At 60.0% G+C, this 23,925-nt stretch carries 23 protein-coding genes and 1 tRNA gene; 4 read left to right on the top strand and 20 right to left on the bottom strand.

Annotated elements, in window-relative coordinates:
* Window positions 1-135 precede the first annotated feature (135 nt).
* Window positions 136-1,578 (bottom strand): NADP-dependent succinate-semialdehyde dehydrogenase, encoded by a 1,443-nt coding sequence (gene gabD / locus JFT91_RS06905; RefSeq protein WP_095191630.1) that lies wholly within the window; start codon window positions 1,576-1,578, stop codon window positions 136-138.
* A 441-nt stretch (window positions 1,579-2,019) separates the two neighbouring features.
* On the opposite strand from gabD, the gene JFT91_RS06900 reads away from it, so the two are divergent.
* Window positions 2,020-2,096, top strand: a tRNA-Arg gene (locus tag JFT91_RS06900).
* Window positions 2,097-2,172: 76 nt separating this feature from the next.
* Here JFT91_RS06900 and JFT91_RS06895 read toward each other — a convergent pair.
* The 7 genes from JFT91_RS06895 to JFT91_RS06865 form a co-directional block, all read right to left on the bottom strand.
* Entirely contained in the window at window positions 2,173-2,481 is a 309-nt protein-coding gene (locus JFT91_RS06895; RefSeq protein WP_201231905.1) for a type II toxin-antitoxin system RelE/ParE family toxin, read from the bottom strand.
* Window positions 2,478-2,777 (bottom strand): type II toxin-antitoxin system Phd/YefM family antitoxin, encoded by a 300-nt coding sequence (locus JFT91_RS06890; protein WP_201231904.1) that lies wholly within the window; start codon window positions 2,775-2,777, stop codon window positions 2,478-2,480. The genes JFT91_RS06895 and JFT91_RS06890 overlap by 4 nt, the downstream gene beginning before the upstream one ends.
* A gap of 257 nt (window positions 2,778-3,034) precedes the next feature.
* Window positions 3,035-3,295, bottom strand: coding sequence for a hypothetical protein (locus tag JFT91_RS06885; protein WP_201199551.1), 261 nt, complete (start codon window positions 3,293-3,295; stop codon window positions 3,035-3,037).
* Between the two features lie 20 nt (window positions 3,296-3,315).
* Complete coding sequence (locus tag JFT91_RS06880) at window positions 3,316-3,912, bottom strand: hypothetical protein (protein ID WP_201199546.1); 597 nt, start codon at window positions 3,910-3,912, stop codon at window positions 3,316-3,318.
* Window positions 3,909-4,490, bottom strand: a complete 582-nt coding sequence (locus JFT91_RS06875) for an RNA polymerase sigma factor (RefSeq protein WP_201232246.1) — start codon at window positions 4,488-4,490, stop codon at window positions 3,909-3,911. Before JFT91_RS06875 ends, JFT91_RS06880 begins: the two co-directional genes overlap by 4 nt.
* A gap of 29 nt (window positions 4,491-4,519) precedes the next feature.
* Window positions 4,520-6,205 carry a vWA domain-containing protein gene (locus JFT91_RS06870; RefSeq protein ID WP_201231903.1) on the bottom strand — a complete coding sequence of 562 codons (1,686 nt, stop codon included), beginning with the start codon at window positions 6,203-6,205 and terminating at the stop codon, window positions 4,520-4,522.
* Between the two features lie 87 nt (window positions 6,206-6,292).
* A complete protein-coding gene (locus JFT91_RS06865) occupies window positions 6,293-6,856 on the bottom strand; it encodes a YbhB/YbcL family Raf kinase inhibitor-like protein (protein WP_201229738.1) in 564 nt (187 codons plus the stop codon).
* A gap of 139 nt (window positions 6,857-6,995) precedes the next feature.
* On the opposite strand from JFT91_RS06865, the gene JFT91_RS06860 reads away from it, so the two are divergent.
* Window positions 6,996-8,522, top strand: a complete 1,527-nt coding sequence (locus tag JFT91_RS06860; protein WP_201231902.1) for an FAD-dependent oxidoreductase — start codon at window positions 6,996-6,998, stop codon at window positions 8,520-8,522.
* A gap of 26 nt (window positions 8,523-8,548) precedes the next feature.
* Here JFT91_RS06860 and pgaD read toward each other — a convergent pair whose 3' ends face one another.
* From pgaD to JFT91_RS06805, 11 genes are all read right to left on the bottom strand, one after another.
* A complete protein-coding gene (gene pgaD, locus JFT91_RS06855; RefSeq protein ID WP_201231901.1) occupies window positions 8,549-9,082 on the bottom strand; it encodes a poly-beta-1,6-N-acetyl-D-glucosamine biosynthesis protein PgaD in 534 nt (177 codons plus the stop codon).
* A complete protein-coding gene (pgaC, locus tag JFT91_RS06850) occupies window positions 9,079-10,434 on the bottom strand; it encodes a poly-beta-1,6-N-acetyl-D-glucosamine synthase (protein ID WP_201229732.1) in 1,356 nt (451 codons plus the stop codon). Before pgaC ends, pgaD begins: the two co-directional genes overlap by 4 nt.
* A 1-nt stretch (window position 10,435) precedes the next feature.
* A complete protein-coding gene (gene pgaB / locus JFT91_RS06845; protein WP_201231900.1) occupies window positions 10,436-12,433 on the bottom strand; it encodes a poly-beta-1,6-N-acetyl-D-glucosamine N-deacetylase PgaB in 1,998 nt (665 codons plus the stop codon).
* A 12-nt stretch (window positions 12,434-12,445) separates the two neighbouring features.
* Complete coding sequence (gene pgaA, locus JFT91_RS06840; protein ID WP_201229728.1) at window positions 12,446-14,926, bottom strand: poly-beta-1,6 N-acetyl-D-glucosamine export porin PgaA; 2,481 nt, start codon at window positions 14,924-14,926, stop codon at window positions 12,446-12,448.
* 257 nt (window positions 14,927-15,183) lie between these two features.
* Entirely contained in the window at window positions 15,184-16,689 is a 1,506-nt protein-coding gene (locus JFT91_RS06835) for a YdgA family protein (RefSeq protein WP_201229720.1), read from the bottom strand.
* A gap of 319 nt (window positions 16,690-17,008) precedes the next feature.
* Window positions 17,009-17,644, bottom strand: a complete 636-nt coding sequence (locus tag JFT91_RS06830; protein WP_201231899.1) for an NADH:ubiquinone oxidoreductase subunit N — start codon at window positions 17,642-17,644, stop codon at window positions 17,009-17,011.
* Window positions 17,645-17,737: 93 nt separating this feature from the next.
* Window positions 17,738-19,180, bottom strand: coding sequence for an efflux transporter outer membrane subunit (locus tag JFT91_RS06825; RefSeq protein ID WP_201231898.1), 1,443 nt, complete (start codon window positions 19,178-19,180; stop codon window positions 17,738-17,740).
* Window positions 19,177-20,079, bottom strand: a complete 903-nt coding sequence (locus JFT91_RS06820) for an efflux RND transporter periplasmic adaptor subunit (protein ID WP_201231897.1) — start codon at window positions 20,077-20,079, stop codon at window positions 19,177-19,179. Before JFT91_RS06820 ends, JFT91_RS06825 begins: the two co-directional genes overlap by 4 nt.
* Window positions 20,076-20,285: a DUF1656 domain-containing protein gene (locus JFT91_RS06815; RefSeq protein WP_007917703.1), complete on the bottom strand. Its 210-nt coding sequence runs from the start codon at window positions 20,283-20,285 to the stop codon at window positions 20,076-20,078. The genes JFT91_RS06820 and JFT91_RS06815 overlap by 4 nt, the downstream gene beginning before the upstream one ends.
* Window positions 20,282-22,345, bottom strand: a complete 2,064-nt coding sequence (locus tag JFT91_RS06810) for an FUSC family protein (RefSeq protein WP_201231896.1) — start codon at window positions 22,343-22,345, stop codon at window positions 20,282-20,284. Before JFT91_RS06810 ends, JFT91_RS06815 begins: the two co-directional genes overlap by 4 nt.
* Entirely contained in the window at window positions 22,342-22,770 is a 429-nt protein-coding gene (locus JFT91_RS06805) for a MarR family winged helix-turn-helix transcriptional regulator (RefSeq protein ID WP_201229710.1), read from the bottom strand. The genes JFT91_RS06810 and JFT91_RS06805 overlap by 4 nt, the downstream gene beginning before the upstream one ends.
* A 198-nt stretch (window positions 22,771-22,968) precedes the next feature.
* Here JFT91_RS06805 and JFT91_RS06800 point away from each other — a divergent pair, with 198 nt between their 5' ends.
* Together JFT91_RS06800 and JFT91_RS06795 are read left to right on the top strand one after the other, a co-directional pair.
* Complete coding sequence (locus tag JFT91_RS06800) at window positions 22,969-23,247, top strand: antitoxin of toxin-antitoxin stability system (RefSeq protein ID WP_201199492.1); 279 nt, start codon at window positions 22,969-22,971, stop codon at window positions 23,245-23,247.
* A complete protein-coding gene (locus JFT91_RS06795; protein WP_201199490.1) occupies window positions 23,244-23,525 on the top strand; it encodes a type II toxin-antitoxin system RelE/ParE family toxin in 282 nt (93 codons plus the stop codon). The genes JFT91_RS06800 and JFT91_RS06795 overlap by 4 nt, the downstream gene beginning before the upstream one ends.
* A 3-nt stretch (window positions 23,526-23,528) precedes the next feature.
* Here JFT91_RS06795 and JFT91_RS06790 read toward each other — a convergent pair whose 3' ends face one another.
* The gene (locus tag JFT91_RS06790) at window positions 23,529-23,774 is read right to left on the bottom strand and encodes a DUF2789 domain-containing protein (RefSeq protein WP_201229708.1); all 246 of its coding nucleotides are present in this window, start codon (window positions 23,772-23,774) and stop codon (window positions 23,529-23,531) included.
* Between the last annotated feature and the right edge of the window lie 151 nt (window positions 23,775-23,925).

Genomic DNA, 23,925 nt, shown 5'->3' with positions numbered 1-23,925 from the left:
GGAGGAAGCGACGGTGGCAGCATGCGATGATCGACTGCCACGGCGTTCCCGGCCGCAGAGAAAATTCCGGTTTGAAACGACGCAAAGGGACAGCGCTCTCGTGCCCTTTGCGTTTGCAGCGATCTCTTTCTCGGCTTAGATGCCCAGGCAGAGGTATTTGATTTCCAGGTAATCTTCGATGCCGTACTTGGAGCCTTCACGGCCCAGGCCCGAGGCCTTGATGCCGCCGAACGGCGCGACTTCGTTGGAGATCAGCCCGGTGTTGACGCCAACCATGCCGTATTCCAGCGCTTCCGCCACACGGAACACACGGCCCAGGTCGCGAGCGTAGAAGTACGAAGCGAGACCGAACTCGGTGTCGTTGGACATCGCGATCACTTCGGCTTCGTCTTTGAAGCGGAACAGCGGCGCCAGTGGGCCGAAGGTTTCTTCCTTGGCCACGGCTGCGTTTTTCGGCACGTTGGTCAGAATGGTCGGCTCGAAGAAGTTGCCTTCCATCGCCTTGCCACCGGCCAGTACGGTAGCGCCTTTGGCCACAGCGTCAGCAATGTGTTCCTGCACCTTGGCCACGGCTTTTTCGTCGATCAGCGGGCCAGTGGTGGTGCCGTCTTCCAGACCGTTACCGATCTTCAGCTTGGCGACTGCCACTTTCAGCTTCTCGGCGAACGCGTCGTAGACCGAATCCTGAATGTACAGGCGGTTGGCGCAGACGCAGGTCTGGCCGTTGTTGCGGTACTTGGAAATGATCGCGCCTTCGACGGCCTTATCCAGGTCCGCGTCGTCGAACACGATGAACGGCGCGTTGCCGCCCAGTTCCAGCGAGACTTTCTTGATGTCCTTGGCACATTCCGCCATCAGTTGACGACCGATTTCAGTCGAACCGGTGAAGGACAGTTTGCGCACGATCGGGTTGCTGGTCAGCTCGCTGCCGATGTCGCCAGCGCTGCCGGAGACCACGCTGAATACGCCCGCAGGAATGCCGGCACGCTGAGCCAGTTCGGCCAGGGCGAAAGCGGAAAACGGAGTTTGCGAAGCAGGCTTGAGCACCATGGTGCAACCGGCCGCCAGCGCTGGGCCGGCTTTACGGGTGATCATCGCCGCCGGGAAGTTCCACGGAGTGATCGCTGCGGTCACGCCGATTGGCTGCTTGATCACGATCAGGCGTTTGTCCGGCTGGTGGCCAGGAATCACGTCACCGTAGATGCGCTTGGCTTCTTCGGCGAACCACTCGATGAACGAAGCGGCGTACACGATTTCGCCCTTGGCTTCGGCCAGCGGCTTGCCCTGTTCGAGGGTCATCAGGCGAGCGAGGTCGTCCTGGTTCTCGATCATCAGTTCGAACCAACGACGCAGCTTGCCTGCACGCTCCTTGGCGGTCAGTGCACGCCAGGCCGGCAGCGCCTTGTCAGCGGCTTCGATGGCACGGCGGGTTTCGGCGGCGCCCATTTTTGGCACGGTACCGAGGATTTCGCCGGTGGCCGGGTTATTGACCTTGATCGTCTGACCGTTGTCCGCATCAACCCAAGCGCCATCAATGAAGGCTTGCTGGCGGAACAACTGGGTGTCTTTAAGCTGCATGTCGGCTTTCCTTAACAGCACCGCGGCCTGCGCGGAGCAAATTATGATTGTAGAAAGGCGCCTCGCAAGGCTGCCGTCAGGGAAATCAGTGACCGGGTGTGGCGCATCAACCGTGGACATTTCGAACCACCAGCGCTGCAACACCCATCAAAGAGCGTTTGAAATCTCAAACGGATCGTAGGATCAAAGGGGGTAAAGGACAATAGGTCGTTCGAAAAAAAGAACAAAAACGCCGCGTTTGTGGAAATTTTCAGATCAACGCGCCAAAAGCCTTCGCCCCAACAAAACCTTAGATCAACCACACCGAAGCGCCAAGCGAGGGTTTTGCAGGACGTTACAGCTTTATGGAATGCAGCGATTTCAACCGACACGCGCACTCACAATCCACGCCAAAACCCAGCATGGACGCCCCGAGCCGACCTAGGTATGATGTCGCCCGCTGCACCAGTAGCTCAGCTGGATAGAGTACTGCCCTCCGAAGGCAGGGGTCGTGGGTTCGAATCCCGCCTGGTGCACCATTGATTTAAACGAGAAAGCCCCGGACTGTGATGGTCCGGGGCTTTTTTGTGGGCGACTGTTTTTCAGCTGTTCTGGCTATCGATCCGGATTGTTGGGATCAAATAGTCGAGCAATGTCTCGCGCGCTGTGGAGAACCCGCTCTATCTGAATATCGCTCTCAACAATCGAGTAAAAAATCAGGTATCGACCGTGAGTAATCATTTTCACCCCTTTGGCACAATCCTCTCGGGAAATTCCTTGATTCGGCTGGCTGGCCAATTGAACACAGCGCACACGCAACTCACCTACAAAGCTTCGAGCACGTCCGGGGTTGTCGCGAGCAATGTACCGGGCGATCTGCTGCAAATCCTCTCTTGCAAATGCGGAGAATAACAATCGCCTCATAAACGATTTTGCTCAGCTTCGATGTCATCTATAAGCGCATCAAGCTCAGCAAAAACGGTGTCGGCAGCGACCGCCGGACGAGGATCATTGCGACTTGCAGCAATCGCTTCACGCAACTCAGCCGCTCGCAAACGATCCAGCAATTCCTGATAAGTCGCATGCGCCAACAAGTAGGCAGCGGGACGATTATGGTTAAGAACCGCAATAGGTTCCGAGCCAGCCTGCTCGATCACGGAGCTAGGGCTGCGTTTCAATTCGGTAATGCTCACCGAGCGACTTGCTAGCAGTTGCTCCATGACGGCTCCAAAGGTACGAAAAATAGTACCTTATAGTGCTCTTTTTGGCGTGAACGGTCAACGCGCAACGCGACTGATGTAATTCAGTACTCATTGGCTGCACGCGTTTCAAAACCGACTGTTACGTGCGAATGCAGATCGGCTTTGATTCGATGATCGAGTGTGTCGTTCTTCCCATTCACTTGAGCAATGTAGTCGGGCGTCATCGTAAGCAGAGGTTTGGATATTTTTGAAAATGAACCTCGGGCAAATCGGCGTCACTCCGTCGTCCAGTCAAACTCATCGTAATCGTCGTCATCCTCTTCTTCCTCCCCAGCCTCCTCCTCAAAAACCTCGTCTTCATCAACGACATCTTCTTCCGGCTGGTTCAGCAGAAACTCCTTACGCGCCTCGGTAATCGCCCGGCGTATTTCCGGGTTGTCGAGCAGTTGGGCAATGCGGTCAATTTTCGATGCCACGTTGTCCTCCAGCGTATTGGCAATGGCCCGATATTGCGCGTTTTTGCGGGGCAATGCCAAATGGCTGAGGGTTCAGGGGGTCATTTTTCCTGCAACTGTTCGAGTCGGGTGTCGAGATCGGCGTTCGGGTAGCGTTTGTGCAGGTTGTTGAACAGGCTGTCGGCCGCTTGCGACTGGCCGGATTCGCGCAGGCGCAGGACTTCGCGCAGTTGCGCGTCGAGGCCGTTGGCTGGCGCTGCGGCACGTTTGCTGAACTTGGTTTCGTCAGCGCTGAGCGCTTCGCTTTGCATCGGTTTGGCCATTTCCATCATCGGCGCCGGAGCCGGCATGGCACTGGCCGGGGCGGACAAGCGGTGCAGTTGTGCACCGCCCTCCTCGGCCATCGGCACGGCGAGACTTGGGGCCGGGGCGTAGTCGTACTGGCGCTGCGGTTCGGGCACGCGTTGCACCAGCGACAGCATCAAGGCGACGCCGACCAGACTGGCGAATGCCACTTGCCAGCGTGGTTTACGGCAGGCCTGAAGCCAGCGTTGCCCCAGCGTCGGTGACACGGCCGGGGTTTCTCGGCGTGCGGCATTCAAAATGAATGCATCGAGGTGCGCGGGCGGCTCGCCGTCATGCTGTTCGCGGACATGGTTGATCAGCGGATCTTCGGGTGTCTTGCGGGCGTCAGTCATGTCAGTACCTCCTCGGCCAGCAGCCGACGCAGTTTTTGCTGGGCGTAGCGCAGGCGGCTTTTGACGGTTTCCAGCGGTGTTTCGGTGAGGCTGGCGATTTGTGCCAGGTCAAGATCGCCGTGGGCGCGCAGCAGGAACACTTCGCGTTGTTCGGCGGGCAAGGCTTGCAGGGCGTTTTCCAGGCGCTGGCTGTCGCGGCTGAGGCTCAGCAATTGTGCAGGATCGCTGGCTTCGTCGCTGAGCGCATGCGCCTGCTCGTCGTAACTGTCGTGCAGCGGTTGTTGGGCGCCGTGCTTGCGCCAATGATCGATCAGACGATTGCGGGCAATCTGGAACAGCCACGTACGAAAAGTCGCCCGGCCTTGTGGCTGACTGGCGCTGCGAATCAGGCTCAGCCAAGTCTCCTGAAAGATCTCGTCGGCCAGCTCGGGTTTGCCGCTCAAGCCAAGCAAAAATCGATACAGGCCCTGACGATGGCGGGCGTACAAGATCTCGAACGCCGCGCCGTCGCCCTCGCGATAGCGCGCCAACAGCGCTTCATCGCTGTTGGCGGTTGAGCTGTGCGCAGAGGCGAACAGCTGACTGATAAAACCCTTCAGCCGACTCACTATTCAATCCGTCGCTCAGTGGCCATCGCGTTCGATGCGGTTGCAGTGCGCAGGCTTTGCGCCAGCTCGACCAGTTGCACGAACTCGTTACGCAAGCCGAACCGGTCATCGCCCCGCGCACCACGGGCCAGCGCTTCGGTGTCTTTCAGGCTGAAATCACCGGTGTAGCGACCGTCCTTGAGCTGCTGAGAAAACGCCGCAACTGCTGCGGCAAAACGCAGGTCTTCGCTGGCGGGTGCGACCTGATTGGCGATCGGGCGCTCGATCAGCAGACTTTTCCCACCGTCAGGTTGTTGATAACGCACACGCAGCATCGCCAATTCTCCGTTCTTTTCGGACTCAGCCGCACTCGATTTACCGTAGCGCAGCGGCTCCAGCCAACCCTTCTCGCCCGCCGGGACAATTTCGTAGAGCGCAGTCACGGTGTGGCCTGCGCCGATTTCGCCGGCATCGACTTTGTCATTGCTGAAGTCCTCACGTTTCAACGCACGGTTTTCGTAGCCGAGCAGGCGATACTCGCTGACCTGCGCCGGGTTGAACTCCACCTGCAATTTGACGTTTTTCGCCACCACGGCAAGGGTCGAGCTGAGCTGATCGACCAACACTTTGCGCGCCTCGCGCAGGTTGTCGATGTAGGCGTAGTTGCCATCGCCAGCGTCGGCCAGTTGTTCCATCAAGTGTTCATTGTAGTTATCCACACCGAAACCCAGGGTGGTCAGGGAAATCCCGGTTTTGCGTTTATCCACAGCCATTTGCTTGAGGCTGTCGAAGTCGCTGACGCCGACGTTGAAGTCGCCATCGGTGGCCAGCAGGATGCGGTTGATGCCTGTGGGCATGAACGCCCGCTGGGCCATTTGGTAGGCCAGCTCAATGCCTGAGGCACCCGCGGTCGAACCGCCCGCCGTCAACTGATCGATAGCTGTACGAATTTTCGCTTTTTCCCGTCCGGAAGTGGGCTCCAGCACCACTCTCGATTCGCCGGCATACACCACCAGCGACACACGATCCTGCTCGCGCAATTGATCGACCAGCAGTTTCAACGTGCTTTTGACCATCGGCAGGCCTTCGCGGCGATCCATCGAGCCGGACACATCGACCAAAAACACCAGATTGGCCGGGGCCAATTCCGCCACCGCGCGGTCGGAGGCCTTGATGCCGATGCGCAGCAGCCGCGTGTGCGGATTCCACGGTGACGCGGCCAATTCGGTGGTCACGCCAAAGGGCGAGCCGTCGCTGGGCAAGGCGTAATCGTAGGGGAAGTAATTGACCATTTCCTCCAGTCGCACGGCGCCTTCCGGCGGTAGCCGTCCCTGATTGAGCAAGCGACGGACGTTAGCGTAAGCACCGCTGTCGACGTCGGCGCTGAAGGTTGAAACCGGCGTCTCGGCGACACTGTGGATCGGGCTGTCGGCAAGTTTTTGATACTGCTCGCGCGGCTCGTCGCGATAGCCCTGTGGATAACTATCATCACGGGGCATGGGCGCAAAACCAGGATTGGGCAGGGTGTACACGGCACGCTTGGCCAGTGAGACTTCGGCCTTCACCGCTTCCTGTGCAACAGGCGGCGCAGACGGAACGGGCACCCGCACAGCGCCGGTTTCCGGCGTGGAAGAAGCGCCGCAACCGGCGAGGGCCAGCAAAACACCGACCGCAACAGGGCGCAAGAAAGGCAGAGGAAGAGACATGGGGCTGACCTCGGGATGAAATTGAGCATTCATCCACTGAGACGGCCAGCCCTTCCGATTCGGGTTAAACACCGCTAAAAATATTTTTCAGCGGTGATAACGCCGCACCACGCTGCTGTTGCGCAGCACGTGACCTTTGATTTTCTCCATCAGCTCAGCGCGGGTCAGGCCGGCCGGCAGTGCGTCCGGGGCCAGATCAAGCGCGTAGATCTGGATGATGTAGTGATGCGCGCTGTCGCCCACCGGCGGGCACGGCCCCATGTAATGCGTGTTGCCCTTGCTGTTGGTGCCACCGACACCTTCGAGCGCGGATTTCGCGCCGACACCGGCCGCAATCTGCCGCGTTGTGGCTTTGATGCCGTAGTGAATCCAGTGATCGACACCCAGGCCTTTCTGGCCATCCGGGTCGTGCATGACGATCGCATAGCTCAGGGTACCGGCGGGACCGGCGTTCCAGCTCAGGGCCGGCGACTGGTTCTTGCCGCCGCAACCGGCCGCATCGCTGGCCGCTGCTGCCGTGAACAGGCGGTTATCCGAGACACCGGGGATGTCGAGGGTGAAACGCTCCTGGGCCGCCTGCGCCGGAAACTGCACGCAAAGGGCGACGGCGACGGCCGCCAGCCAAGGGTTGAGAGAGGTCAATCGGGTCATTCCGGGAGCACCTTGTGCAGTTGGGCCGTCGTCGGCCTGCAAACTATAGCTGTACCGTTCATGCCGTGGCAGTAGCAAATGGCTGAACCTCGCACTGTTGTGCAAACTCGTAAGAGAAATACCTGCGAGGAAGCCGAACATGCCCCTGCACCTTGTCGCCCGTAGCGCCGATGTACCTGAAGACCGTGGCCTGCAAGTCGAAATCGGCGACTGCAAGATTGTGTTGCTGCGCTCAAACGGCGAGCTACGCGCTTTTCAGGGCGAATGCCCACATGCCGGCGCGCCCCTGGCTGACGGTGCGTTGTGTCATGGACGCCTGATCTGCCCGTGGCACAAGGCTGCGTTTCGCGCTGAAGACGGCGCCTTGTGCGAACCGCCGGCCCTCGACAGCCTCAAGCGTTATCCACTGGAACTGCGCGGCGAAGAGGTTTGGGTCGATGACCAACCACTGCCGGACGCGCATACGCCGCCTGCCGACGATTCACGCACCTTCGTGATTGTCGGCGCAGGAGCAGCGGGCACGGCGTGCGCGGCAGCTCTGCGGGAGAAGGGTTTTAGCGGTCGCATCAAGATGATCGACCGAGAGCCTGACGCCGGGTATGACCGCACCGTGCTGAGCAAATTTGTCCTCGCCGGAGAAATGCCGGTGCAGGAAACCCCGCCGCTGCGCGATGACGATTTTTATCGCGAACAACACATCAATCGGGTCGCAAGCGAAGTCGTCGGGCTCGACGTCGAGAGCAAAACTCTGCACTTGAAGGATGGCCGGACGCTCAATTACCACGCGGCGGTGCTCGCCACAGGGGCCGAGCCCAATCCGCTGGAGTTGCCCGGTGCCGACTTGCCTCAGGTATTTGTCCTGCGCTCAAAAGCCCAGGCCGAGCAGATCATGAGCGCGGCGACACCGGAGCAACGCGCGGTGATCATCGGCGACAGCTTCATCGCCCTTGAATGCGCCTCGGCGCTGCGCCAGCACGGCCTCGACGTCACCGTGCTCGCACGCCACGCCGTGCCTTTCGTCGCCCAGTTCGGCGAGGCCGTGGGCAAAGCCCTGCGTGCACTGCACGAACAAAACGGCGTGAAATTCATCAGCGAGCATGCGGCCACCGAGATCATTGGCGACGGCAAGGTCGAGGCGGTGCTGCTGGACAACGGCTTACGGATTTCTGCGGATCTGGTGCTGGCGGGGGTCGGCGTGCACCCGGCCACAGAAGCGTTTGCTTCACTGCCACGGGAGAAAGACCAATCGCTGCGGGTCGATGACGGCATGCGCGTCAGCGACAGCCTGTGGGCGATTGGCGACATTGCCACCTTCACGCTCAACGGCCAGCCTCAGCGCATCGAGCACTGGCGCCTGGCCCAGCAACATGCGCGAATCGCTGCCGCGAACATGCTCGGAGGCGAAGAGCACTACCTCGACGTAGCGTTTTTCTGGACCTGGCATTTTGGCAAGAACTACGACTATCTCGGTCACGCCGAACATTGGGATGAGGTCGAGTTTCTCGGCGATCCCGAGCACCCGCCGTTTATTGGGCTGTTCGGCAGAAATGGTGTGCTGGTCGCGGCAGTCGCCTGCGAAAAAGAACGCGCCATGGCCATGCTGGCCGAACGCATGAAACAGCCGCTGTCCATTGCAGAGGCGTGGAAACTGATCCGCGATCAATGACCCTCTCCTACATTGGATTACCGTAATCAGGTCGACCGATTGACCGGATCGCGGTTGTCATCGTCTTCGGCGTGCAGAAAGATCACTCGCGGGTTCTCCAGCGGCGCGAGCGGTGGTGGCAACTCTTGTTGTTCCACCGGCCAGAAGTGCGTCACTACACGACTGATATCGCCTTCCTGATCGTTGTGAATCGTCATGATTCCGGGCGTACGCAGTTTCTGAAAACGATCATCGCAAAGCTTGAAGCTCTTGCTCAGCCCTTCATCGTCGATCACTGGCGACGGTAACCGGCGCTGGGCGAAACTGCGACTTTTGCGCTGTTGATAACGCGCCCAACTGATCAGTATCACTGCGTTGACCAACGCCACCCACAGATAAATCTGCAAGGTCCCCAGCGCTTCGAATGCCGAGTTATCGATGCGCGGCCCGCCCGCGTGCGTTTCGATCAGTGGCCATAACCCACGTATTAGCAAAAACAGCAGGCCAACCCACGCCAACACGGTAAGGATCACGTCGATCACCACCAGAAATGGCCGCTGACGGGTCCGGATGATTTTCATTTGATGACCTCCTCTTCGTCGTCGCCGACCGGTTTGATGCCCCGGTCTGGACTGACCCAACGCGCACGCTTCTGATGTTGGCCAAACAGCACTTTGGGGAAACTGACCAACGTGGTCAGCAGGCTGATGAGCCAGAACACCAACGGATACCAGACCACCCAGAACATGGTCTTGCCCAGACCCGGTTCATAGCGACGGTCGATGACGATGCTGACCGCGAACTGCACCAGACAGACGAAGGCCAGCAGTAAACCGGTGAACGCCGGCGGCATCAAATGATCCACCGCGATGGCTTCGGGCATGACCACGAACTTGCCGACGCCCCAGAAAATCACCGACAGCAGGAAGGTGAAGGCCCAACCGGTCGACAGGCAATATTCGAACAGCAACGGCCACAGATAACGGTGCCGGTACTGCCAAATCCCTCGAATGTTTTTGAACAACACCTCGGCGCCGCCCTGAGCCCAACGCAGACGCTGCTTCCACAGGCCGCCAAGGGTTTCCGGCATGAGAATCCAGCACAAGGCGCGCGGCTCGTAGAAGATGCTCCAGTGATCGAGTTGCAGCTTCCAGCTGATGTCGATGTCTTCGGTGATCATGTCCGGGCTCCAGTAGCCCACCCGGTTCAGCGCTGAGCGGCGGAACGCGACGATCACCCCGGAGACGGTGAAGATCCGCCCGAACACCCGTTGCGTACGTTTGATCAGGCCGATGATCGAGGAGAACTCGCCGACCTGCACTCGCCCGACCAAAGTCGAGCGTGTACGAATCCGCGGGTTACCGGTCACGGCGCCGAGGCGGTTGTTGTCGAGCATCGGCGCTACCAGATACGCCGCCGTGTTCGGCGCCAACAGCGCATCGCCGTCGATGCACACCAGGTATTCGCTACGTGCAGCGATGGCGCCCATGCGCAGCGCCACAGCCTTGCCCTGGTTTTCCGCCAAGTGCAGCACGCGCAGGCGTGGATCTTCCTTGGCCAGCCTGTCGAGCACCTCGGCAGTGTTGTCCTTGGAGCCGTCGTTGATCGCGATGACTTCGATGTTCGGGTAATGCTGGGCCAGCGCCGCGTGGATGGTGTCGGCGGCGTTATCACCTTCGTTGTAGCAAGGGATCAGGATCGAGATCAGCGGTTCGCCTTCCAGTGGTGGCGGCAGCGTGTCGTCCTGCCACGGCCAGTGGCGCTCCCAGTGCAGCCAGAAATACAGGCCGCCGGCAATCCACAGCCCGGACATGAACAACGGGTAGAAGAACACGAAGTCCATCAGGAACTGCCCAGTCACCAGGAAGATCAGCCCCAGCGGTACGCCGAGGACAATCGCCAGAACAAGCAGGGCTAACAGTCTATCCAGCATGTCATGGGTTCCATTTGTTGGAGAGCGCAGGCCTTACGGTTTTCAGGTCCGGCAGGTTGTCGAGGAAGTTGTCCGGGTAATAGCCGAAACTGGTCGCGCCCTGACGCTTGAGGCGACCCATCCAGTCCGCGAGATGCGCGCCATCGATATTGGCCTGATCCTTTTTCGTCCAGTCACGGGCCTGTAATTCGAACACTGTGCGGTTCAGTGCCCCGGGGCGCTTGCTCACGGTTTGCACCAGCGACTCCAGCCACGGGCCGGACTCTGCCTGGGTCTGCTTTTCCATCAACGGCATGGCCATCGGTGCCGTCCAGTCGTAGGTCGCGAGGAAGTCGTCGAGGTTCTGCGCGTACCATTCTTCGCTGTGCGGATTGAGCATCGGCTCGGCGAAGATGTTGCGCGCGGTCAGCACCTGCGGGCCACGAATCGCACGGACTTTGGCGGTCAACTCGTTGGTGAAGTCGATGAGGTATTTGCTCTTGAAGCGCGTCCAGCGCTGCATCGCGGCCGGGTCATCGCGAAGCGCAGCAATAGAACCGGGCAAGCCTTGGGCGGCGTAGGCCTTCAATGCTTCAGGGCTGGCGTCTTCAAAGTCCGAAAGCACTGCGTCGTCGTGATAGAGGATGCCGTCGACCGACGTCAGTCGCGCCACGTCTTCGTAGATTTCACCGATGATCCGCCGCACCTCAGGATCGAATGGCGACAGGCGTTTGTACTGGTCAGGATCGACCAAGGTGGTTCCGGTTTTCGGGTCCCAGCGGGTCACGCGCGGCAATTTCGAATCGAGACCGAAACTCAGCACCGGCATCCATGCGAAGACCTTCACGTGGGCACGGGTGCGCAACTGCCAGGCAACACGGTCGAAGATATCGGCGCGCACCGGCAAGTGGCGGTTGGGGAAGTACAGCGAATGCACCAGGCCGTCGCCCTGTGGATCGGCAAAGGCTTGCAGGAACACCGTGTTGGCGCCCATGTCAGCCATGCGCTGCACCAGTTTGCCAAGGTTGATGTCCTGTTGTGCCGGATCCGGGTCGTAGACATTGTCCAGATCGACATGCACCACACGCATGACGAAATCCGACTGCGCCGCGACCACGCTGTTGGCGAAATGCTCGCCGTCAGGATCGGAGGCGACGAGGAAGCGCGGACTGCTCATCAGGTTATCGAGGGCATCAAGACCGTCGTCGAGGGTCAGGGCCATTTCGTAGCCCTCCTCACCGACCACGGTCAGCGACGTGCCATCCGCCGTGCCGTAAGGCCAAACCCAGACGCGCGGTTTGTAGCCAGTGACCTTGCGGATTTTCTCCGAGATGTTGTTCACGTCGGTGCGAATCCGCGCCTGGAAGTCAGCCTCGGATTCATAACGCTTGGTGACGGGATCGTAGCGCCGGGTCGCGGCGGCAGGCTGCATGTTGCCTTGCGGGTTGGCCAGAATCCCTTTGTGGTTGGCATCGGTGTGCGCTGCGATTTCCACCAGACCCGATTGCGAGATTTCACGCACCTGATCCCAGGTCAGGAAGTCGGAACGTGCACGCGGGGCGCCAGCGAAATCCACCGGTTGATTGAGCGGCGTGTCGATCCAGCTACCGACCGGCGCCAGCAGCGCGTGCCAGTTGTAGGCACGCAAAACAGGGAGCACGCGGGTGTAGAAGCTCGAATAACCGTCGTCGAAACTCAGCAGAATCGCCTTCGCCGGCAGCTCCGGGCCGCCCTTGCGCGCCGCCATGATCTGGTCGACCGTCACCGGTTTGTAGCCGTTTTCCCGCAGCCAGGCGAGCTGCTCGATCATGCGCTCGGTGCGTACCGCCACCACGGCCTGATCGGGGTCGCGGTCTTCGATATCGTGATAGGCGATGCCGAGCACGTGATTTTTCGGCCACGGTTTTTCACTGGCCGCCAGCGGACGCTCGGACGGCGGCGCAAAGGCCGGGGCTTGCTGGGCGCAGGCGCTGACCAGCAGCACTCCCAGCAGAAGGATGAAACGCGAAATCAAAGGCATCTTCAAACTCTTCTAGAAGCGGAAAGTGAGGTCGACGAGCAGACGCAGATCGGTTTCCCGATCACCGTCGTAAGGCCGGTTGATCACACTGAACAAACCGCCCACCTCGAACACGTCGTTCCAGGCATAACGTTGGCCGTAACCGAGCAAAGCCATGCCGCCGGTGCCGTGATCACGCTGGCTATACGTACCCGCCCCTGCCTGGAACTGTTGGCTCCAGGAGGTCTCGTAGCGGTGGTAGAGCACGTGATTGACGTTGACTGTCGGCATCACACTGAAGTCCGACTTCGGATTGAAGTACGGCACGTCTTCAGAGTTGGAGTTGTGGCTGGTGCCGACTTCCAGCCCGGCATCGACCTGCACGTTCGGCGCGCTGTAGACGCCTTCGCGGCCGGTGAGCAAGGCTTCGACGCGGTTGTTGCCGTCGCTGAAGTGCGACGGGCTCACCGACAGTTTCCACTCGCGGCTTTCGTTGGCGCGCCAGCGGATGAAACCGCTGCCACCATTGGCCTTGATGTCGCTGTTGAGCGCGCGCAATGGGGTCTCGGCCGACAGATATTCGAGGCTGCCGCCGTATTGCCAGTTGTCGTTGATGTCGCGGGCGATAGCCAGACGTGCGCCCTGCTTGTCGCCGTAACCGTAGGAGTGGTTGGAGACTTCGGCTTCAAGGGTCATGTCGCGGGTACGACGTTCCAGACCGACGCGCTGGAAGCGGTGATTTCCCGTGCCTTCGGCGAAGTCACCAGTGGCATAACCCGCGCCGGCGAACACGCGCCAGTCTTCATCGATCGGCGGACTGTACAGCGTCGTTTGAATACCGAAATCACGGCTGCCGCTGACGGCCCCGGCATTACCGCCGCTGCCGCCATTGGCCTTGCCACCATAGGCTTCAACGCGCAGTTCGGACATGTCATGCACTTCACGTTCACGGGCCAGACGCTGTACCTGACGGTTGTCCGGATAACGCGCGACCACGTCGTCGGTCAGCGCATCCATCTGCCGCCATTCCTGCAACTCCATGGCGGTGTGCGCCTGGCCGATCTCCAGGCCCATGTCGCGCGGCACCATGCTCTCGGTTTCCTTGAGCTGCATTTCTGCGCGGCGCGGCCAGTTGCGGGCCAGATACAGATCGGCCTGAGCCAGACGCAAGCCGACGTTACCCGGCGCCTGATCGACCAGGGTCTGCAAACGCTCCTCACCATGCGGCAAATCGGAACCGTAAGTGCCGGCCTGCGCTGCGAGTTGTTGGGCGTCCATCCATTCGTCGTTGGGATTGCCGATGGGCAAGCCCTTGAGTTCGATGCGCGGGCGTTGTGACTTGGCCAGGTCTTCGGCGACTTTGCGTGCCTCTTCGGCGCGGTCGCTTTCCAGCAATGAGTAATACAGCGCGGTGCTGTCTTCGAGACGATCACCCGCGTCGGCATCGGGTGCCGACAGGACCTGGCGATACAGGTCAGTGGAAATTTCCGGCTGACGCTGATCGAGATAAGACGCCGCCACCCAACGCAGGGCATAGGTCGGAATCTTCACGCCTTCGGCTTGCAGCTTCTGGTACTCGGTGATGACGTCGGCGGTGCGCGCCCGGGCCTTGAGCGCGCCCATGCGGTCAATGCGCCAGCGGATCACGTCGTCGTGCGCAGTGGCGTCCGGTGTCCAGGTAGCGAGCAGTTTGTCGTAGTCGGCCAGCGCCCGGTCGGCGATGACGTAGCGTTCTTTTTCGCTGCGTGTGGCGAATTCGGCGAGACGCACGCGCTCGGCGGCCAGATCGCCTTCGAGTCGGCGCAAAGTCACTGGATCGATCAGGCCAGGCCGTTGATTGGCCAGGCGCAGCGCCGGTTCCGGCAGACGCGCCTTTTGCAGGGCGACCACGTATTCGCGGGCGACTTCCGGTTTGCTGCCGGCGCGCTTGAAGGCCTGATCGTATTCGAACAGCGCGTCGTAGGGTTTGTTGTCACGCGTCAGCGCGTAGCCCAGCGCGAGGCGGCGAGCAGGGTCATCGGGTTTGCCCGCCACCAGCGCCTTGGCGCGGGTCACTGCTTCGTCGGGTTTGCCGGCGTCGGCTTGAGTCAGGGCCAGGCCAAGCTGCAGATCGGCGTTGTCCGGCTCCAGTGCCAAGGCCTTGTTGTAGACCTGAGTCGCCTGATCCCAACGCTTGAGGTTGCGATAGGCGCGTGCGGTGGCGGTCAGCGCCTGCACCGGCAGCACACGGTCGCGGCCCTCGGTTTCATAAACCTTGACCACTTCGGCGTCGAGCCCGGCCCAACTGGCAATTTGCAGGTGATCGCTGATCTGCCCGGTGGTCGACTGGCCCGGAGGCACCTGACGCAGCACCGTCAGCGCAGGGGTGTACTGCCCGGCACGCGCATCGCGAACCATCTGATCATAGGGCGTGTCGGCAAAGGCCAGCGCCGGCCAGAGCAACTGGCTGCACAGCGCAACACGGAACAACGGGCGTAAACCACGATGCAATACAGGAACATCAATACGCGGCATTCGTCAGCATCCTTACATGGCCAGCCGGGTCGCAATGCCCTCCTTGCCCATTCGGAACGGTGACCGACATAGACAGCATTCGGCCAAGCTTAGTCAGGCAGTCTTGCATGCAAGCGTAGACCAATATCCGCAACGCAATATTTGTTCAGAATCGTCACGGTGGCTCCGCCGCGACAGCGAAAACCCGAACGCCAGACAGCAAAACGCCCGGCGTCTGTTCAACACAGAGGCCGGGCGTTGCTATTAAGAGCGCAGGATTACTGCACTTGCGTGACGCCCGCGAACTTGCTCATCAGGAAACCGACGAACTGCTCAACGGTCATCTTCTGGCCGTTGAATTCCACCTGATTGGCGGCGTAATGCAGCTTGGTCACGACGTTGCTGCCGTCCACGACCGCCAATTGCGAACCGACTGCCATGCCGGCGAACATGTCGGCAGCTTCTTTGGACTGATCAACGATGGCTTTGGCATCGGTCTGGCCGTCCAGTTGCGCCTGCACGCTGAGCAGATCAACCAGCATTGGCTTGGACACCTGAATATTCAGGTCGAGCAACGCGATCAGTTGTTTGCCCAACTGATCCGGCGGCAAATCCATCGATTGCGGTTTGGTCAGGTCGATCACCAGATTGGCCTTGCTTTCGCCGTTGGCGGTATTGAACGAGAGGTTTTCCAGCGCAATCTGCGGGCCGGCGGCCAGCAGTTTCTGCAGATCGGCTTTGACCTGGGCGTTTTCCGCTTCGGTCAGGTTCAGCTCCGGCGCTGGCAGACCTTGAGCGGTCGCTTCGGCAGCGGCTTTCTCGTACGGCTGCAGTTTGGTCTGGTAGATCTGCATCAGCGACATGGTCGACGGGATGTCGAGGTTCTTCAGGCTCATGGCCATGCTCGCCGAACCGATTTTCTTGTCGTTGAGCGTCACTTCGCCAATTTTGTAGTCAGCGCGACCGGAAGCATTGCTGCCGCTTTCTTCGGTGAGGTTCTTCATTTCGAAGTTCTTCACGCCGAGCACCGATTGCTTGGGACCGAAGGTGGTTTTGCTGCTGGTCAGCTCCAGGGTGTTTTCGCCGGTGTAGTAGCCGTAGCTGCTCTTGGCGAGGTTGCTGGCCAGGGTCAGACCGTTGAGCTCGACCTGCACCGGCGCCTGATCTTCAGCCACGGTGACCAGTTTCAGACTGTCCATGTAACCGTTGGCTTTAACCTTCTGCGCTTGCGCGCTGGCGGAGATGTCCATGTTCAGACCGGAGAACTTCAGGCTCGATTGTTCATCCAGTGCGGTCTCAAACGGCTGCAATTCGAGGGTGCTGGTGGTGGATTCGTCGTAACCGATGTTGGTCACGCCTTTAAGCGGTGCGGCACCTTTGGTCGCGGCGAACCACTTCTCGGTGGCGGCATTCTTTTCCAGCTCGTAATTGCTGGTGGCCATGACCGGCAGCCATTTCAGCGAGACCAGACGCGAGAACGGCAGTGGGCCGTGCTCGATGTGGTCGACGAACAGCAGCTCGACCGGCTTGTCACCAAACATCTCGCCTTCACCCTTGAGGCGATAGTGCGCGGTGCTGGTGAAGGTGTGGCGTTCCAGCGAAACCAGTTCCAGCGACGCGGTGCCGTTGGAGCCAGCCATGGCCGTTTGCAGCTCTTTGTTGGCATTGACGACGGCGTTGTTCAGTACGCCTTCGATCTTGGTCCCGGTGTACCAGGCCCCGCCTGCGCTGATGGCGCCGATGGCAACAACAATTCCGAGAAGCACGCCTGCTGATTTATTCATGAATGACCTGATCGATTTCCGTGGCTGTGAGTGTGGTCGTCTTCCCTGAACCCGTGACCGGGTCGCGGCTCGACTCCGCTGAATTCAGCGGTGGAGATTAGCACCGGGCGCGCAAGACGGCCCAATGTTTAAAGGTTAAAGAGTGTCTATGGGGAGAGTGGACAGTCGACAGGCTGGAAGAGTTTCGCTGTTTTTACGGACGCCATCGCTGGCAAGCCAGCTCCCACATGGAGCTCCAGCGAACACAAAATCTGTGAACACCACAAAACCTTGTGGGAGCTGGCTTGCCAGCGATGGGGCCAGATGACTTAGCGAAGAATCAGGAATACTGAACCTCGATCTCATCCAGTTGATGATCAAAGCTTTTCAGCCGCGCGGTCCACGTGTAGACCAGCACTTCAAAGTCCCGATCAATCACCGCCCCACCCGGCCCGTCCGCGCGTGGATCGCAGAAATCCAGTTGATAACGTTCACGGGCCATGGCCGTGGCGACGTCGGACAATTCACGGGCGTTGTTCAGCCAATGCCAGCCCTCGTCAGAGATCTGCTTGTCGAGTTCCAGGCACTGCTTCTTCAGCGCTTCGAGGCTTTTTTCCAGCGGCGTGCCGGTGAGTTCGCCCATGACTTCGGCGAACGTGCGACCGGGCTGCCAGTAACTGCCCCAGAAATACCGGTCGAACACGGTTTCGACCTTGCGCAGAGCCACTTTGGTGTCCCAAATCAGCACCAGCGTTTTGCCCTGCTCAAGCTGCCGTTTTTTGACCCGCTGAACCTGGACCGACGCCGATGCCACCACGACGATCGCCATGACCGCGATCAACGCTGTCGCGCTGTCGAGGAAAACCATGGCCTTGTCGATCTGGTGGGCCAGCATGATGCCGTAGAAATAGGTGGCCGATAGCAGTAGCAGCGCTGCGAGGGCGCACCAGAAGCCGAGAGCGTAAGGGTTTTTCATTATTGGTTTCCCCTAGACCAGCGCTAGCAATGTGCGCTGGAAGGGTGCTTTGCACGGGGCGCCCTTCCAACACTTCAAAGCATAGCTACGGCCTCAGGGTTTGCTCGGGCTTGAGGCTTGCGTTCGTCCGCTTTCCCAACCGCCGCCCAACGCGAGGAACAAATCGATCTGACTCATGGCCACCTGGGTGTTGGCCGCGGCCAGTTGCGCGGTGACATCGGTGTAGGTGCGGGTCGCTTGCAGATCCGCCAGGAACGACTCGCGGCCGGCCTGGAAGAAGCGATGCGTCTGGTCGGCGGCCAGTTTCGCCGACTGCTCGGCATCGGCCAGCGCATCGCGGCGTTGCAGCAGTGCGCTGTACTGGGCGAGGCCGGTCTGGGTTTCGCGAATGGCGTTGAGCACCACGCCGTCGAAATGCGCCAGTGCGCCCTGGGTCGTCGCCTCGGCTTCACGGATGCGCGCGCGGGCGCCGTTGGTCGGCACTTTCCAGCTCAGCGACGGACCGAAGCCCCAACGGTTGGTCGATGGATCACCGAGGTCGTCGATGATGCCGACGGTGCCGATGGTCGCGCCGATGCTGATGTCCGGGTACAGCTCGCCGGTGGCGACGCCGATCCCGGCAGTCGCGGCGGCCAGACGTCGTTCGGCCTGACGAATGTCCGGGCGTCGCTTGAGCAATGCGGCGCCATCACCGACCGGCACCCGTTGCGCGATTTTCGGCAGTTCGGCGCAAGTCGCGGTGCCGGCCGGCAATTGATCCACCGGTTTAGCCAGCAGCATCGACAAACGGAACAACCCGGCCTGACGTGCCGCCTCATAGCGCGGCATGTCGGCGCGCAGGGATTTGAATTGGGTTTGCGAGCGGGTGACTTGAGTTTCGTCGCCACGGCCGGCGTCGCGCAGACGCTGGATCAACGTCGTGCCCTGCGATTGCAGGTCAAGGGAATGCTGGGCGATTTCGCGTTCTTCGTTGGCCGCGCAGACTTGCGTGTAAGCACGAACCACGTCCGCGACCAGGGTGATGCGCGCGGTGTCTGCCGCTGCTTGAGTGGCGTCGGCGTTGGCCTTGGCGCCTTCGATGCCGCGTTGCAACGTACCCCACAGGTCAAATTGGTACGAAGCGCTGATGCCGATATCGCCGACGTTGGCCACCGGGACTTTTTCCGGCAGCAAGAATGCCTGACCGGATTCCTGCAAACGCTGCGCGCCCATTTTCACGCCAGCGCTCCAGCCTCCGGCAGCTTCGGCCTCATCGACCTGAGCACGGGCGCGCTGCAAGTTCGCGGCCGCCACGCGCAGATCAGTGTTCGAGGCCATGGCCTGCTGCACCAGTTGATCCAGACGCGGATCTTTATACAGCCGCCACCAGTCCGCCGGCACCGGCGCCGAGACCACTGGCTTGCCGTCGACCGCCAGCTCGCCCTGAAAATCCTTGCGCTGAACCGCCGCTTCCTCAGGCACGTGATAGTCCGGCCCAACCATCTGGCAGGCCGAAAGCATCACGCCCAACCCGGCGATCATCAGGGCCCTGCTCATTGCTCAGGCTCCTGCTTGCGATTGTCGACTGGCTGATCGTCGATGATCGACACCGTGGCCGTACGCCCGGCGATCATGCGGAAGTCTTCCGGCACGTCGTCAAAGGCAATCCGCACCGGAATCCGCTGCGCCAGCCGCACCCAACTGAAGGCCGGGTTGACGTTGGGCAGCAGGTTGCTGCCGCTGGTGCGGTCACGGTCTTCGATACCGGCAACGATGCTTTCGACATGCCCACGCAACTTCGCGCGGTCGCCGATCACACGGATATCCACCGACTGGCCGACATGAATGCCGTCGAGTTTGGTCTCTTCGAAATAGCCGTCGATGTGGAACGAGTTGCTGTCGACCACCGACAACACCGGACGCCCGGCGGTGACGAATTCCTGCGGGCGTGGCGCGCGGTCGTTGACGTAGCCGTCCACCGGGCTACGGATCACCGAGCGGTCGAGGTTGAGCTGCGCGCTGTCCACGGTGACCATGGCTTCGGCCAGCGCCGACTGCGCGCGGGCGACTTTCGATTGGCTTTCTTCAAGCTGCTCGGCTGGCACCAGGTTGCCGAGACCCCGGTTACGCTTGGCTTCACGCTGGGCCTGAGCCAACGTTTCTTCGCGATCGGCGACCGCCGCTTTGGCCTGTCGCAGCGCTAGTTTGAAGCGGTCCTGGTCGATGCTGAACAGCACCTGGCCGCGCCTGATCAACTGGTTGTCCTTCACTTCAACCTGCTGAATCAGTCCGGACACATCCGGGGCAATCTGGATGATGTCGGCGCGGATATGGCCGTCACGGGTCCACGGGGCGAACATGTAATACATCACCATGCGCCAGACGAGGACAACGGCAAAAGTCACGATCAGCAGGGTCAGTACCACGCGACCGATAGTCAAAAACGGTTTTTTCATGTCATCAGGTATCGACTGAGTGAGTCCACGCCGTACAGCAGCACGGCGTAGAGGGCCACGTTGAACAATGCCCGGTGCCAGACCAGACGGTAAAAGTGCACGCGCGTAAGCACGGCATGCACCAACAAAAACAGCACATAAGTGATGCCCATCAACACCAGCAGGGTCGGCAGGAAAATGCCGCTGATGTCCAGATCACCGATCATAGGGGCGCTCCATCGGGCAGCGGTTCTTCGGGCTCGGCGCTGGAAACGAATTCGACGCCGGGCAGCAACGCCAGACGCAAACCGCTCAAGGCGTGCAACAGGTGGAAACGGGTTTCCTCATCGCCGTGGCCATTGAGCGCGCGGCGGGTACGATCCAGTGTCATCAACAAAGGGGCCGGCGCCGGCAAGCGTTCGCCAGCCTTGAGGCAAGCGCGGAAATACTCACCGACTTCACTGACCACTTGCTGCAACAAAGCGTTCGGCGCGCCCTTCACCCGCGGGGTGTAGGCGAGCAAGTCGAGCAGGTTCAGACCGACGCGCACTTCGCGCATGGCAATGCCGGTGTCCTGGCCAGTCAGCGCCAGGCGCGGCAAATGCTGCATCAGTCGATCGAGCAACTGCACGCCCAACTGACGGTGCTCGGCGAGGTTGGCCGGCTCGGTCATGTGCACGATGTCTTTCCAGCTGAACCGGGTCAGGCGCTTGGCCGCCAGTTCGGCGCCGAACGGGCGCGCCACCAGCGTCCAGATAAACGCGAACAACAGACCAATCGGCCCCGCCAGGTTGGAGTTCACGAAGGCGAAAAAGTCTGCATCGTACGCGCCCTGAATGCTGATGAACGACGAGGTGTTGACCAGCGTCAGCAGCATGCCGAGGTAAAAACGCGGCTGCACCGTGAGTGTGCCGACGCAGATGAACGGGATGGAGAACGCCAGCACCAGCATCGGGAAATCGTGCAGGTTGGGCAGAATCAAAAACAGATAAAGACTGGCGAACAGCACTGACATGCCGGTCCAGAAAAAGAACCGGTAGATCTGCGGTGCCGGGTCGTCCATCGAGGCGAAGAAACTGCACGCCACCGCCGCCAGAATCACCGCGCTGCCGCCGTCCGGCCAGCCGAGCAAAATCCACAGCACCGAGGCGACGATGATCGCCAGAATCGTCGAGGCCACCGAATACATCATCAGGCCACGGTCGAGAAACGGCTTCAGACGACCGAGGCGCCAATGGCGGTAAACCGCGCGCCAGTTGTCCTGCCGCTCACAAACAATCGCGTCCTGCAGGCTGCGGCAGTCCTGCCACAGATCAATGAATTCACCGAGGCGATAAATCGAGTTGGAAAACAGCAACTGGCGGCGATCTTCCAACGCTGCGGCGCTGGGTTGCAGGGCTTCGAGCTGATCTTTCAACGCTTGCCAACGGTCGAGGTCAGCGTCCTGATGGCCGAGCCATTCACGGGTCGCGACCAGCAGCGGTTGGAATTTTTCCACCAGCTCTGGCGTGCGCCGTTCAAGGGCGTACAGCGAATCTTCCAGCGCATCGATCAGTGGCAGCAGATGGATCATCCGCCCGCGCAGTTCCTTGGTATTGCGCACGGTTTGCGGGCGCGAGCCTTCGTGGGGCAACTGGCCGATCATCAGTTCGAGGCTGTTGAAGTTGGCGACCATGGCCATGCGCAGCGCGGTGACTTCTTCGGGCTGCACGTCGCGGCTGAGGAACTTCAGGCTGTAGGTCGTCGCGTCGGCGAACCATTTGCTCACCGCGTCGTTGAACACCGGCGCCAAGCGACGCGGCCAGAACATCGCGCCGACCACGGCGGCAACGGCAATGCCGAGAAAAATCTCTTCGGTACGCGCTTCCGCCACGTCCCACACTGCCAGCGGGTTATCCACCACCGGCAGAGCAATCAGCGGCAAGGTGTAACCGGCGAGCATCAGTGCATAACTGTTGGCGGTGCGCAGATGCAGGGACAGAAACAACAATATCCCCGTCCACAACGCGATCACCACCACCAGCACATACGGGCTCTGGACGAACATCGGCACGAAAAAAACCGCTGCCGCAGCACCGAGAAAGGTGCCGATGGCACGGTACAGCGCCTTGGAACTGGTCGGCCCGAGGAACGGGCTGGAGACGATGTACACCGTGGCCATCGCCCAATACGGACGCGGCATTTGCATGAGCAAGGCGATGTACAGCGCAATCATCGACGCTGCAAAAGTCCGCACCCCGTAAAACCAGTCACGGGCCGGCGGAATGCCGGAGAAAAAACCGTTCAAGAATTGACCACCACTGGCGGATTGGCCGCCTCAAAAGCTCTGAGTACCCGAAGCGTAGCTTCCAGATCGCTTTGATCGATGCCTTCAAGCACCTCGTGACGCAAGCGCACCAGTTCGATCTCGACGGCCTGCACCAGTTCACGACCGCTGTCGGTCAGGCTCAAGCACTTGGCGCGGCGATCGTGCGCATCTTCGGTACGGCAGACGTAACCCGAATGACACAACTGATCGAGCAGACGCACCAGCGACGGACTCTCCATCCCGGCTGCTTGCGCCACCTGCACCTGCCGCACGCCCTCGCCCAACCGCCCGATCATCAACAACGGCACGGCGCAGGCTTCGGAGATTCCATAGTTGACCAGCGTGGTCTGGCAGATCTTCCGCCAATGCCTGGCGGCCACCACCATGGCACTGCTGATATTCATCTGGAGAGCGTCGAGGGAATCTGGCACGGGGAAATGCACACTGTTAGTTTGCTAACTATCAATATCGCATTGGAGGGGAAAATCAGTCAAGTTTTGAAACAAATCTACCCGTTGGTCGTAAGCAGCGACTCAGAGTTCCTAAATGGGTACTAACGATGTATATACCTCGTTAGTACCGGAGCATTTCAAGGAATCAAAATGACAAAACAAGCTGTTTTTACAATGAAACTTGAGCCTGAACTGCGCGAGCAATTCATGGCTGAGGCAGAAGCCTCACATCGTCCCGCTTCGCAGATCATGCGAGAAATGATGCGTCAGTTTGTTCGGACTCAACAGGAAGCCCGAGAGTACGAAATCTTTTTACAACGCAAAGTCGACCTTGCACGAGAATCAATGTCTGCCGGTGACGGTATGTCTAACGAAGAAGTTGAAGCACAATTCGCCGTCAGGCGCAGGCAGGTAGAAAATCAAGGATGAGGATTATCTGGACGAAAAGGGCAGTACAGGACCGTGAAAATATTTGGGACTACCTCCACGCAGCAAACCCAAAAGCAGCCCTCGAGATGGATCGCCGCTTCACTGAAGCGGTTTCCCGAATATCCCAAAACCCCAAAATTGGCCCCGTCGGAATAATTGCGGGCACTCGCGAACTAATACCCCACCCAAGTTATCGTCTTGTCTACCAACCGAATCACGATGTGATCTGGATACTGACACTGGTTCACACGGCGCGGACCTGGCCTTTTCCCACTTAGTAGCTAGCCCGCCCGCCCCTTCCGCAACAACACATTCAACTGATCCACCACCTCCGCCCAATCGGCATCATCGAGAATCTCGTCACGCAAAAAATCCGCCTGACTCTTCGACCAGAAAAACGCGTCCGCCAAATGCAGCTCGGGTTTCAGCGGCGAATGGGTGGCGATGAATTGGTCGATGCTGGTCGGGTCATTGTCCAGGCCGAGTTGTTTGAAGAGGGATGGGAGGCTGTGGGTTGGTTGTTCCATTGCTGAGCTCCTTCAATATGGGGGGTTTGGAAGATTATTCGCGAGCAGGCTCGCTCCCACAGGAGACCTTGGGTGCTCACATTTTTGTGTTCACATGAAAATCCATGTGGGAGCGAGCCTGCTCGCGATGGCGTCAGCACTGGCGCTGAAA

This window comes from Pseudomonas sp. TH08 (assembly GCF_016651275.1).
Classification (GTDB): Bacteria; Pseudomonadota; Gammaproteobacteria; order Pseudomonadales; family Pseudomonadaceae; genus Aquipseudomonas.
This window is presented reverse-complemented; position numbering and strand designations above follow the sequence as displayed.